The organism is Streptomyces sp. NBC_01306 (assembly GCF_026340465.1).
Taxonomy (GTDB): domain Bacteria; phylum Actinomycetota; class Actinomycetes; order Streptomycetales; family Streptomycetaceae; genus Streptomyces.
Genome location: NZ_JAPEPC010000001.1, coordinates 6,628,440 through 6,641,091, shown reverse-complemented (window position 1 = coordinate 6,641,091; position 12,652 = coordinate 6,628,440). Strand labels below are relative to the sequence as shown.

General features: G+C 72.7%; 8 protein-coding genes. 7 read left to right on the top strand and 1 reads right to left on the bottom strand.

The window, feature by feature from the left end; translation table 11 throughout:
- Positions 1-65: 65 nt before the first annotated feature.
- The gene (locus OG385_RS29375) at positions 66-1,811 is read right to left on the bottom strand and encodes an AMP-binding protein (protein WP_266859219.1); all 1,746 of its coding nucleotides are present in this window, start codon (positions 1,809-1,811) and stop codon (positions 66-68) included.
- 467 nt (positions 1,812-2,278) lie between these two features.
- Here OG385_RS29375 and OG385_RS29370 point away from each other — a divergent pair, with 467 nt between their 5' ends.
- The 7 genes from OG385_RS29370 (at position 2,279) to OG385_RS29340 (ending at position 12,590) form a co-directional block, all read left to right on the top strand.
- A complete protein-coding gene (locus tag OG385_RS29370) occupies positions 2,279-3,529 on the top strand; it encodes a condensation domain-containing protein (protein WP_266859217.1) in 1,251 nt (416 codons plus the stop codon).
- Between the two features lie 187 nt (positions 3,530-3,716).
- A complete protein-coding gene (locus tag OG385_RS29365) occupies positions 3,717-6,170 on the top strand; it encodes an ATP-grasp domain-containing protein (RefSeq protein ID WP_266859215.1) in 2,454 nt (817 codons plus the stop codon).
- A 29-nt stretch (positions 6,171-6,199) separates the two neighbouring features.
- On the top strand, positions 6,200-7,879 hold the full coding sequence (locus OG385_RS29360) for a carbamoyltransferase C-terminal domain-containing protein (protein WP_266859213.1): 1,680 nt from the start codon (positions 6,200-6,202) through the stop codon (positions 7,877-7,879).
- Positions 7,879-9,261 carry a KamA family radical SAM protein gene (locus tag OG385_RS29355; RefSeq protein WP_266859211.1) on the top strand — a complete coding sequence of 461 codons (1,383 nt, stop codon included), beginning with the start codon at positions 7,879-7,881 and terminating at the stop codon, positions 9,259-9,261. Before OG385_RS29360 ends, OG385_RS29355 begins: the two co-directional genes overlap by 1 nt.
- A complete protein-coding gene (locus OG385_RS29350; protein ID WP_266859209.1) occupies positions 9,258-10,571 on the top strand; it encodes a pyridoxal phosphate-dependent aminotransferase in 1,314 nt (437 codons plus the stop codon). Before OG385_RS29355 ends, OG385_RS29350 begins: the two co-directional genes overlap by 4 nt.
- 64 nt (positions 10,572-10,635) lie before the next feature.
- Positions 10,636-11,349 (top strand): maleylpyruvate isomerase family mycothiol-dependent enzyme, encoded by a 714-nt coding sequence (locus OG385_RS29345; RefSeq protein WP_266859206.1) that lies wholly within the window; start codon positions 10,636-10,638, stop codon positions 11,347-11,349.
- A 74-nt stretch (positions 11,350-11,423) separates the two neighbouring features.
- Complete coding sequence (locus OG385_RS29340) at positions 11,424-12,590, top strand: acyl carrier protein (protein WP_266859204.1); 1,167 nt, start codon at positions 11,424-11,426, stop codon at positions 12,588-12,590.
- The last annotated feature ends 62 nt before the right edge of the window (positions 12,591-12,652 follow it).

Below are 12,652 nucleotides of genomic sequence, written 5' to 3'. Positions count from 1 at the left end.
GGTTCTGCTCAAAGTTCTCTCCTACGGGGCGGGTTCGGTGCCGGATCACCGCGGACCGGGCGGACTCAGCGACCGCACCCGCGCAGAACGGCCGGGGCCCGGACGGGAATCCCGGGCGGCCGTCCTGTGGAATCCGGCGCGCCTGCTGAATCCGGTGAGCCCGGTGAGCCCTCTACGGAGCCGCCACCGGATTCCGGTACGGCACCGACACCCGCTGCCAGCGCCACGCGGTCGACCTTGCCGTTCGCCGTCGTGGGCAGCGTGTCCACCAGGTGGAACTCCTGCGGGACCATGTACGGGGGCAGCGTCCGCGCGCAGAAGTCCCGCAGGGCGCCCGCGTCCCACGCGTTCGCCTCGCCGTGGGGCCCGTCAGTGGAGGTCCGGCGCGTGGCCGGCACGGTGAACGCCGTCAGATGCTGCCCGCCGTCCGGCCCCGGAAGCGCCAGCACGGCGGCCGCCGTGACACCCGGGTACGCCTGCAACTGCTGCTCCACCTCGCCCAGTTCGACCCTGTTGCCGTTGATCTGCACCTGGGAGTCGGTCCGGCCGCAGAAGTAGAACTCCCCGTCCTTGCCCCGTACGCCCAGATCGCCGGTGCGCAGGACCAGCTGGCCCGACTGCGGGGACAGCGGATCGGGCACCAGCGCGGCCCGGGTGGCCACCGGGTCGTCCCAGTACCCCGTGAACAGCGCGGGGCTGCGCAGATGGAGTTCGCCGGGTACGCCGGGCTCCTCGACGATCTCGCCCGTGCCGTCGACGAGAAGCAGCTCCGCGCCGGGATGGGCGATGCCGATGGAGAGCTGGTCCGCCGTCTCGGGGAGCGGGCGGGGCACCGGCTCGAACGAGCAGGCCATCGACTCGGTGCTGCCGTAGCAGTTGGTGAACTCCGCCCGTGTCAGGAGTTCCTGGAGCCGGCGCAGCTCGGCCGGTGGGAACACCTCGCCGCAGAAGAGGACGCGGCGCAGCCCCTGGAGCGCGGCCAGCCGCGCGGGCTCGTACCGCAGCGCCTGGCGCCAGATCGACGGTACGCCGTTGACCTGGGTCGCCCCGGTCTCCCGGAGCACCCGCAGGAAGTGCCTCGGCCAGCGCACCAGTCGCGGCGGGACGGGGACGACCGATGCTCCGCTGCCCAGCGCCAGGCCGATGTTGAGCAGCGAGAAGTCGAACTGGAGGGGCGAGGTGCTGGCGATCCGGTCGTCGGGGGTGGCGAGGCGGTGGGCCAGCATGCCCCGGTAGAAGGCGACCACGGCCCGGTGGCTCATCACGACGCCCTTGGGCCGCCCCGTGGTACCGGACGTGAAGATGATGTAGGCGGGGTCGGTGACACAGGGGGTACGCCGCCGGGGGGTACGCCAGTCCGGCATCCGCTCCACGGCCAGCCCTCCGGGCCCGAACCTGGCCGCCCCGACCTCGTGGGGGATGTCCGCACGTTCGCCGTCCGCCGCCTGGAGGTGGAGGGCGGGCCGCGCGGTCGCGATGATGGACAGCAGCCGCCGGCCCGGCATTTCGGGGCTCACCGGGATGAAGGTGAGGCCGGCCCGTGAGCAGGCCAGGAACATCGCGACGGACAGCGCGGTCGTCTCGGCCTCCAGAATCACCCGGGCGCCGGTCTCGATGCCCAGTTCATCCAGCGCCGCGGTGTAGGTGTGCACCAGGGAGCCGAGTTCGCCGTAGGTCGTCACGGTGGTCTGCCCGGGCCGGGGGGACTCCACCACGGCCGGGCGGTCCGGGGTCGTCCCCACCGCACGAAGCAGGAAGTCGTGCAGGAACTCCCCGGCGTCACCGGCCTGGTGGTACGGCTGTTGCGTCACGTTGCTGAGGCCCCTCGTCTGGTGCGGGAACGATGGTCCGGGGGCGGGCCGGCCCTTCCGCCTCTCCGGCAGGTCGGCCGGGCGCGGGAGCGCGCCGCGCGGGACCCGGCCGACGGTTACCGTCGCGCTCTTCTCGTATCCGACTCCGCATATTTCGCATCGCGGAAACCTACTTCCGAAGGCGGGCCCAGACTCTCACGGAGACGCCGGGGATGGCATGTGATGTGGCTCACTCCGCGACCGGTACAGGGGCGCGCCACGCGCGGGAGTGCGAGTGCGGTCAATTTTCACGAAGTCCCAACTCCCTTTCTCCAGACCGGTGTTGTGGGGTGATGAACGGTGAGCGAAGGGGCGGCGGGGGGCCGTTCAACCTGGACAGGCTTCAACAGTGTGTGGCAGCGTCAGCGGTGCGTGGAAAGTTGATTTCACGATGCGAAAGTCTTGGCCCATGTCTATGGAGGGGGTGGATGTCTGTGGCGGGACCGCTTTCGCTGGGCCAGCTCTCGGTCTGGCACGACATCCGGGATCTGCCGAGCGCCCGGTGGCACGAGGCGAACAACGCCGCGCTCTGGGCGCTCCCCCACGGCGTCGGCACGGAGAAGGTGCGCACGGCCCTGCGGGCCGTTGTCGCCCGCCATCCGTCGCTGAGGACGCGCTACGACCTCCAGGATCCCGGCTCACCAGGTCAGTTGACGCCCGACGATGACTTCTCCGACTCGCTGCTGGTGGTCGAGACGGGTGGCACTCCACCCGGGGACTTCGTCACGGGCCCGGCCTCCCTGCGCTTCCGCCTCGGCGATGAACACGGCTGGCGGGCCGCCCTGTTGACCCGGGCGGGGACCGCCTCCCACCTGCTGTTCGTCAAACACCACATCGCCGCTGACGCCTGGGCCGAGGAAGTGCTGCACCAGGAGTTCACCGGGGCGCTCACGGACCCGTCCGGAGCCGGACCTGCCCCCGCACCCGGCCCCGCCGAGCTGGCCGCCGACCAGTTCACGCCCGCGGGCCTGCGCCGGCAGAGCGCCGCACTCGACCACTGGGACCGGCTTCTCGACCGGGCACCGCCCGTCGCCCTGCCGGCCACGGCCGGTGCCGGTGCCGTCCAGGCCACCCTGCGTTCCGGACCCGCCCGCGCCGCCGCCCGTACGGTCGCGGCTGCGGCGGAGGTGTCCCCCTCCAGCGTCGTCCTCGCCGCCTACGCCCGCAGCGTGGCCAGGATCTGCGGCACCGACGCCCTGCTGGTGCAGCTGATGAGCGCCAACCGCTTCTCCGCCCGCTGGAAGCACGTGGTCACCTCGATGAACCAGTGGGTGCCCGCCCTGATCGAGGGCGCCCGCGAGGACGACCTGCGCAAGCTGGCATCCGCCACGCACTGGAGCAGCCTCGGTGCCTTCCGCCACGGTGCGCACGACGTCACCGCGGTGGCCGCGCTGCTCGCCGGCAGACCCGGGGCGCCCGAACCCGCCTGTGCCTTCAACTACGTGACCCTGCCGGAGCGGCAGCCTCCCGATTCCGGGGAACCGGCACCCATTGACGAGCCCGCCATCACCTGGGAGGAGCCCTTCACCTCGATCGGCCCGCGTTGTTACGCCCGCGTCCAGGAGAGCGCGTCCGGTCTGTCGGCGCGGCTCACCGCCAAGGACATCGGCCGCGAGCAGTGTGCGGAACTGCTGTGGGACATGCACCACACGCTCCTGTCCGCCGCCGGAGAGTGCTGACCGGCCCACGGTCAGCACCGCGAAACCGCCGTCCGGCACGGAACGCCCGGCGCACCCGGACGCGCCACCGCCGTCGGCCCGGCGGGGCGCCGCCGCCCCCACCCCGACCACGCGCCGGACGGCCCGCCGCCCCGGTACCGCCTTCCCCGCCCCGCCCGTGCTCGTTCCTGCCCCAGGAGGCATCTCAGTGCCCGAACACGTGATGGTCATCCACCGCTGGACCGACCGGTATGCCGACTACGCCGCGTATCTGGACCACGCCGTCCACCGCGTCAGCTACGTCACCACCGAACGGGCCGCCCGCCATCTGCCGCACGAACAGGCCGCGGGCGTACGGCTCGTGGACAGCACGGAGAACGTCAAACAGGTCCGTGACGCGATCGGCTCGCTGGCCGAGCAGACCGGGCCGCCGACCCGCATCGTGGCGCTCCAGGAGACCGATCTCGATCTGGCCGCCGATCTGCGCGGCGAGTTCGGCCTGCCCGGACAGCGCAGCGAGGACCTGGAACCCCTGCGGGACAAACTGCTGATGGCCCAGCGGCTCACGGCCGCGGGCGTCCCCGTCCCCGCGACGGCCGACGCGCCGGACCACGCCGCGGTCGGGTCCTTCGCCGCCCGGCACGGCTGGCCGGTGCTGGTCAAACCGCGGCGGGGCACGGCCAGTGCCGGAATCCGGCGGCTCGACTCCCCCGACGCGCTCCGGGCGTACGCGTTCCCGCGCGACACCGAGATGCTCGTACAGCCGTGGCTGCCCGACGAGGTGCTGCACGTCGACGGCGTGTACACGGGGGACGCAGGGGACGGCCTCGGCGCGTGGCGGGCGTCCCGCTATCTGAGCACCTGTCTGGAGTTCACCGCAGGCGCCGCACTCGGCTCCGTCGAGATCGACGACCCCGTACTCCTCGGCCGGATCGGAGAGATCGCCGCGGCGACGGCCGGTGCCCTCTTCGCCGGGCCCGCGGTCTTCCATCTGGAGCTCTTCGAGAGCGGGAGCGGCGCACTGACCGTCCTGGAGATCGGGGCGAGGCCGGGCGGCGCCGAAGTGCCCTTCATCTGGCGTGAGGTGCACGGTATCGACCTGATGGCGGTGGCCGTCGCCCAGCAGACGGGCATCGGGAACGGATCCGCGCCCGCCTTCGAAGGACCCGCCGATGTGGCGGGCTGGCTGCTGGTGCCGCCCTCGGTGCCGATGCCCTGCCGGGTCCTCTCGGCGACCGGGCCCCGGGCCTCCGACGCGGCGCCCGGACCGTACGCCGAAGTACGCCCGCACGACGGGGCGTTGCTGAGCGAGGGCGGGTACGAGAACGCCGGCATCCGGTTCCGGTTCCGCGGGCGGGACAGCGCCGGGGTCACGGAGGCCGTCCGCCGCACGATCCGGGAAGCCTCGCTGGTGTGCGCCCCCGTCGACGTCCGGCGGCCCGGCCGGCTCGCCGTCGTGGGCTGCGGCAATCCGCCCTACCGCTCGTACGCGCTGAGCGCCGTCGCCGCAGGGGTCGAGGCCGCCCTCGTCCAGAGCACCGCCGTCGACTGGCAACGCCCTTATGTGGGCGACCGGTTCCGGACCGCGGACACCTCCGATGCCACGGCCACCGCGCGGGCCGTGGCGGAACTGCTGGACGGCCATGAAGGACCCGGCGCCGTACTGACCTGGGACGAGACCCTCCTGGAGACCACCGCCGAGGTGGCACGGCTGCTGCGGCTGCCGCATATGAGCCCCGAGGCGGCCCGGCGCTGCCGCGACAAGCTGGCCACCCGGCGGCTGCTCGGCGCGGCCGGGGTCCCCTCGGCCGCGTACCGCCATGTGCACAGCCGGGCGGAGGCTGCGGAGGCCGCCGAGGCGCTCGGCTGGCCGGTCGTGGTCAAACCGCGCGGGCTTGCCGGCAGCATCGGGGTCAGCCTCGTGGACGGCCCCGAACAGCTCGCCCGCTCCTTCGAGCAGGCGCGCACCTCCTCGTTCCCCGGCATCAGCGCCCTGGACGGCGCGATCGTCGAGGAGTATCTGGAGGGCCCGGAGATCAGTGTGGACTGCGCGGTCTCCGACGGGGCGGTCCGCATCGTCAACGTCGCGCACAAGCAGCTCGGATTCGCCCCGTACTTCGAGGAGACCGGCCACCGGGTCGCCCCCTGGCGCGACGAGCCCTGGGCCGACGAGGTGCGGTCCGTGGTGGCGCGGGCCCATACGGTCCTCGGTGTCCGCACCGGCCTGACCCACACCGAGCTGCGCCTCACCCGCACCGGGCCGCGCGTCGTGGAGGTGAACGGCCGGCTCGGCGGCGACTTCATCCCGCTGCTCGGGACGCTCGCCACCGGCGTCTGCCCGGTCACGGCCGCCGTGGACATCGCGCTCGGCCGCACCCCCGACCTCACCCAAACCCGGGACCGCTGCGCCGAGGTCCGCTTCGTCTACCCCGAGCACGACTGCACTGTGGACTCCCTCGATCTGACCGCCGCCGCTGCCGAACCCGGCATCGTCGAAGCGGTCCCGCTCGTCGCCCCGGGCAGCGAACTGCTGCTGCCCCCACGCGGCATCGTGCCCCGCCTCGCCGCGCTGATCGCCGTCGGCGACAGCCCGGACGAGTGCGCGGCCGCGCTCGGCCGCGCCCAGCGTGCCGTGCGCCACACCCTCACCCGACTTCCGTGACTGACCACAGCCAACGAGGAGAGACGCGCATGACGTGGATTCTTGGAGTCAACGCCCCTCCCGCCGGGTGGCACGACAGCGCCGCCTGCCTCATCGACGGGAACGGTGAGATCGTCGCCTTCTCCGAGGAGGAGCGGTGCAACCGGCGCCGGCACTCGCTCTACCGCAAACCGCTGGGCGCGGCCCGGTTCTGTCTGGAACAGGCCGGGATCTCCGCCGCCGACATCGATATGGTCGCGCTCGGCTGGGACAGCGAGCAGCTGTACCCGCGCCGGTTCGCGACCGACGCGGAGTTCCTGGCGTACGCCGTCGGCCTGGACTTCGGCGATCGCACCCCCGAGGTCGTCCGCGTACCCCACCACCAGGCGCACGCCGCCTCGTCGTTCTACGCCTCGCCCTTCTCCAGGGCCGGGGTCCTGGTAGTCGACGGGCACGGCGAGAACGAGTCCTCCACCATCTGGACGTACGAGGACGGCGCCGAACCGCGCCTGGAGCGGACCTGGCAGCGCACCGCGTCGCTGGGTTACGCCTACGACGCCGCGTCCACCTGGCTCGGCTTCTCCTTCCTCAACGCGGGCAAGACCATGGGTCTCGCCGCGTACGGCCGCGCCGCCGGTCTTGACGTCGAGTCCCTGGTCGACATCCGGGCCGACGACTTCCGGCTGGCCGTCGAGCCGCTGGCGGAGAGCACCGGGCACGCCACCGCCGACGAGATCAGGGAGCAGTACGACACGACGGTCGCCCGGTGGCGGGAGCGCTACACCCGGATCGCGGGCGCCGACGCGCCGAGCGCCCCCGAGGAGGCACTCACCGATGACCCCCGCGCGATTCTCGTGGCCTACACCGCACAGCGGCTCATCGAGGAGACCGTCAGTCATCTCGCGGCGCTGACCCGCAAGACGTCCGGTGTCGAACAGCTCTGCATGAGCGGCGGCGTGGCGCTGAACTGCAGCACCAACGGCACGCTGCCCGGACCGCTGTACGTCCCGCCGGTGCCGCACGACGCGGGCGTCGCGCTCGGAGCCGCCTGGACCGTACGGCCGCCGAAGCGGCGGACCGGGGCGCTCAGCCCCTATCTGGGCACCGACATTCACGGCTACGACCACACCAACGGACCCGGCAGGCCGGACACTTCGGGACTGCTCCGCAGCGACCTCGACACCGACGAGCTGACCGCACTGCTCATCGACGGCCAGGTCGGGGCGGTCGCCCAGGGCCGGGCGGAGGTCGGGCCGCGTGCGCTGTGCCGCCGGTCGATCATCGCCGTACCGGACACCGCGGCGGTGCACGCCCGGGTGAACTCCATCAAGAACCGCGAGCAGTGGCGCCCCTTCGCGGGGGTCACCCGGCCCGACTACGGCGCCCTGCTCTGGGAGCAGCAGGAGCATCTGAGCCGCTACATGCTCGGCGCGGCCAGGGCGACCGAACTCGGGCGTTGTGTCGCACCCGGTGTCGTGCACGTCGACGGCACCACCCGCCCGCAGGTGCTGCACGGCGACGAGGCACCGGCGGTGGGGGCGGCCCTGGACGGCCTGCGGCGGGACGGTGTGCCACCGGTGCTGCTCAACACCTCCTTCAACGACAAGGGCGAACCCGTCGTCAACACCGCGGCCGACGCGGTGCGGGCGTTCCGCTCCATGGACCTCGACTTCCTGGTCCTGGGCGACGAGCTGTACCGCAAACCGAACCGGACAGGAGGCCCGAACTGATGCCGGCCGGACAGCGGGATCCCGACAGGTTCCGGGCGTTCGGGCCGCGCCACATCGACGACATCGCCCGGCGGTTCGGGCTGCCCGAACACATCACGGAGACCGTGCGCAGGGTGTCGCTCGTGCTGCCGTTCCGGGTCAACGAATATGTGCTGTCACACCTCATCGACTGGGACCGGGTCCCCGAAGACCCCATGTTCCAGCTGACGTTCCCGCAGAGCGGGATGCTGGCGCGCTCCGACGAGGACCAGCTCGCCAAGCTCTCCGGCGACCCGTCGGACAAGCTCCTGCTGCGCGAGGCCGTACGGGACATCCGCGAGCGGCTCAATCCGCATCCGTCCGGCCAGCAGCAGCTCAACGTGCCGAGCCAGGAGGGCGTCCAGCTCCCCGGGCTCCAGCACAAGTACCGCGAGACGGTGCTCTACTTCCCCGGCCAGGGGCAGACCTGCCACGCGTACTGCACGTACTGCTTCCGCTGGGCGCAGTTCATCGGCGACGCCGATCTGCGCTTCGCGGCCCCCGACCCGTCGGGGCTCATCGAGTACCTGAGCGGCCATCCCGAGGTGCACGACGTCCTGGTCACGGGCGGCGACCCGATGGTGATGTCGACGGAGCGGCTGCGTGCCCACATCGAACCGCTGCTGGGCGTCGAGTCCGTCCGTACGGTCCGGATCGGCACCAAGTCCGTCGCCTACTGGCCGCAGCGGTACGTCACCGACCCGGACGCCGACGAGGTGCTGCGGCTGTTCGAGTCCGTGGTGGCGTCCGGGCGGCAGCTCGCCGTGATGGCGCACTTCAGCCACCCGCGGGAGCTGGAGAGCGACCTCGCGCGCCGGGCCGTGGCCCGGATCAGGGCCACCGGCGCGGTCGTCTACTGCCAGGCCCCGCTGATCGGGCACGTCAACGACGACGCCCGGGTGTGGAGCGCGCTGTGGCGTGCGGAACTGGCGGCCGGGGCGGTGCCGTACTACCTGTTCGTGGAGCGGGACACCGGACCGTACGACTACTTCAAGGTGCCGCTCGCCAGGGCGGCGGACATCTTCACCGAGGCGTACCGCACACTGCCGGGCCTGGCTCGCACGGTGCGGGGGCCCGTCATGTCGGCGACGCCGGGCAAGGTCGTGGTCGACGGGGTGGAGGAGACAGCCGAGGGCGCGTTCTTCCGGCTGCGGATGCTCCAGGCTCGCGATCCCGCACTGGTGGGCAGGCCGTTCCGGGCGCGTTACTCGCCGGACGCCGCCTGGCTCGACGAGCTGGAACTCGACCCCTCGACCCCCGCAGACATCGCGGCGGCCGTGCGCGGCGGCGCCCCGGGCGGTGCCGGAACGTCCGGCCCCGCGGGTGACGGCGCGCACGGGCTGCCGGAGAGGAACCGGACATGACCGCAGTGACGTTCGCACCGCCTTCCCCGAACCTGGCGCTGAACCAGCTGGTGGACCGGCGCAGGGCCCGGGGGGACTCCCTGATCCACCTCGCGTTCGGCGAGGCCAGACTGCCGGTGCTGCCGCAGCTCGCCGAACAGCTGGCCATCGGCGCGTCCCGCTCCGCGTACGGCCCGGTGGCGGGCGCCGAGGGCGTACGGGCGGCCGTCGCCGGGTACTTCGCACGCCGCGGGCTGCCGACCGACGCCGACCGGATCGTGGTCGGCCCCGGCAGCAAGCCGCTGCTGATGGCCGTACAGCTCGCCGTCCCCGGCGATGTGCTGCTGCCGCAGCCCGCCTGGAACACCTATGCGCCGCAGGCCGCGTACGCGGGCAAGCAGGTCTTCGGGGTGCCGATCCCACGGGAGTACGGCGGTATGCCGGAGCCCGGTGCGCTGCGCGAGACGATCCGGCGGGCCAGACGGACCGGCGGCGACCCCCGGCTGCTGGTGCTGACGCTGCCGGACAACCCGACCGGGACGCTCGCGCCGCCCGCCGCGGTCCGCGAGATCTGTGCGGTCGCGCAGGCCGAGGACCTGTTGATCGTCTCCGACGAGATCTACCGGGACATCGTCCACGACCCGCGGGCCACGCCCTTCCTGAGCCCGGCGGATGTGGCCCCGGAGCGCACCGTCGTCACCACCGGTCTCTCCAAGACGCTGGGGCTGGGCGGCTGGCGCATCGGCGCCGCGCGGTTCCCCGCGGGCGAGGCGGGTGAACTGCTGCGGGACTCCGTGGTCGCGGCGGCCAGCGAGCTGTGGTCGACGCTCGCGGGGCCGATGCAGCAGGTCGCGGAGTACGCGTTCGCGGAGCCCCCGGAGATCGTCGCCAGGAAGCGGGCGAGCGCCCGGCTGCACGGTGCGGTGGCGCGGGCGGTGCACCGGATCGCGGTCGAAGCGGGGGCCGAGTGCCGGCCGCCGGCCGGCGGGTTCTACGTCTATCCGGACTTCGAGCCGCTGCGCGACCGGCTGGCCGCGCGCGGCATCACGGACTCGGCGTCCCTCGCGGCACGGCTGCTCGACGACTCCGGGATCGTCGTCCTGGGCGGTCATCTGCTCGGTGACCGGCCGCACGCGCTGCGGTTCAAGGCGGCCACCAGCCTGCTGTACGGCGACGAGCGGCAGCAGGAAGAGGCCCTGCTGGCCGACGATCCGGCGCGCCTCCCGCACATCGCGGCCACGCTGTCCACCATCGCCGACGGGTTCGCCCGGCTCACCCGGCCGGACAGCGGCAGACCACTCCGAGCGGAGAGCAGCCCGGAACAGAGCTGAGCCCGGAACCGAACCGCACGTCCACGTAGATGCAGAAGCAGACGCAGACGCAGAAGGAGTCCCGTTGAAGGAGATCGCCCCCACCCGGGAGTCGTTCCAGGAGATCGCCGCCGCGGCGGACCGGCTGCTGGCCGGGCTGACCGGGCTCCGCGACCAGGACGTCCCGGAGCCGTCCCGGCTGCCCGGCTGGACCCGCGGCCATGTCCTGAGCCATCTGGCACGCCAGGCCCCAGCACTGGAACGGCTGCTGGAGTGGGCGCGGACCGGGGTGGAGACACCCCAGTACGCGAACCGCGGGGCCCGCGACACCGAGATCGAGGCGGGCGCAGGCCGTCCCGCCGCGGTCCAGCTGACCGACGTCCGGGAGAGCGCCGAGCACTTCCAGCACACGATCGAAACGCTGCCCGCCGCCGCGTGGCAGGCGACGGTCAGGCCCTTCACGGGGGAACTCTGCACCCCGCAGCGGATTCTGGTGATCCGGCTGCGCGAACTCGAACTGCACCATGTGGACCTGGACATCGGCTACGGATGGGACGACATCCCCGCGTCGGCGCGGCAGATCATCCTGGCCGACGTGCTCGGCTACTACGCGGAGGCCGACGGCGTACCGGACTTCACCCTGCGCGACACCGGAGGAGATGTCCTCGGCCGGTTCGGCACGGGCGGCCCGGACGTCACCGGTACGCCGGCGGACGCGCTCGCCTGGCTGGCGGGCCGGTCGGGCGGTACGGGCCTCACGTCGACAGCCGGACTGCCCGTACTCCCGCCGTGGCTCTGACCGTTGGCGGCGGACGGGAAACAGGGCGCGGGCCGGCGCAGCAGGGACCGATGAGTCAAGGAATGTGAGCGGACATGGCGGATACGGACATACCGAGTACGGGCGCCCCGCGCCCCGGTGGGCCGGAGCACTTCGACTTCGATTCGGTCCACACCGGCCTGCTGGACTGTGTGCAGGTCAATCTGGCCGTACTGGCGGACCACCACCACGGCGCCGGGACCCATCTGCGGGCGGGGGCGGCCCTCGACTTCCGTACCTGGAAGCGGCCCGACGGGCTGCCGACAGTGGAACCCCCGCCGGACGAGCAACTCAGCACGCTGCCCGGCCTGCTGGGACTGCGCGCGGAACGGCGTGAGCGGCTGTCCGGGTCCGAACTGCCGGCCGCCGTCGCCCGGCGCGGCTCCACCCACTATGTGATCGCGGACTCGTTCCGGCTGCCCTGGCTGCCGTACCACGGGCACGCGCACATGGAGCACAGCTTCCTGCTCACCGCCGGGCCGGACGGCTGGCACATCACGGATGCCTACCGCAGCGAGACGACCTGGGGGCCCGCGGTGCCCGGCCGCTGGGTCCTCTCCGACGCGGATCTGGCGGGCATCGGACCGGCCGACGCGGTCGGGATCGGCCCGGGAGACCTGCCGCCGCTCACCGCGCTGCCGCCCGTGCTGACCGCGGACGACGACGCGGTACGGGAGTACCTCGGCGCGTACGAGACCTGGCCGGACCGGGCGCGCGCCGTCGAGCAGCTCACGGTGGAGACCTGGCTGCTGGCCCGCAGCCGCCGGCTGCACGCGAAATACCGCGAGCTCTACTCCGGCCGGTCCTCGGCGAGCGACGCAGAGGAGGCGCAGCTGCGCGCCTGGGACAAGGTCGTCGAGCAGACGTATCTCGCCCACCGCCGGGTCTCGCGGGGCAGGGCCGAACCGCCGCAGCTCGTGGAGCGCCTGCGCGAAGTACTCGCGGCCGACCTGGCAATCCACCCGGAACCGTCCGCGTCCCCCGCCCCGCCGGACGAGGCGCTGCGCCTGCGGGTGGCTGCCGTGGCCGGGGCCGTGCTCGGCGTCTCCGAGGCCGAACTGCTGGCGGGTGCTGCCTTCGACTCGTTCGCCTCGTTCGGCTCCTTCCGGCTGATCGAGATCATCGAGCGCCTTGAGGACGACCTCGGGACGGAGTTCGCCGCCGCCGACCTCGTACCGGAGAACCTCCGCCGGGTCGACGACCTGTGCCGTATCGCCCACTGACCACGCCCCGCTCCTTGATCGGGCCTGATCCGAACGTAAGCCCCTTCGTCTCACCGTCCCAC

Bases quoted from the DNA above. Each gene is read 5' to 3' on its own strand.
- OG385_RS29370 (WP_266859217.1), top strand. From the start codon at position 2,279: ATGTCTGTGGCGGGACCGCTTTCGCTGGGCCAGCTCTCGGTCTGGCAC.
- OG385_RS29360 (WP_266859213.1), top strand. From the start codon at position 6,200: ATGACGTGGATTCTTGGAGTCAACGCCCCTCCCGCCGGGTGGCACGAC.
- OG385_RS29355 (WP_266859211.1), top strand. From the start codon at position 7,879: ATGCCGGCCGGACAGCGGGATCCCGACAGGTTCCGGGCGTTCGGGCCG.
- OG385_RS29350 (WP_266859209.1), top strand. From the start codon at position 9,258: ATGACCGCAGTGACGTTCGCACCGCCTTCCCCGAACCTGGCGCTGAAC.
- OG385_RS29340 (WP_266859204.1), top strand. From the start codon at position 11,424: ATGGCGGATACGGACATACCGAGTACGGGCGCCCCGCGCCCCGGTGGG.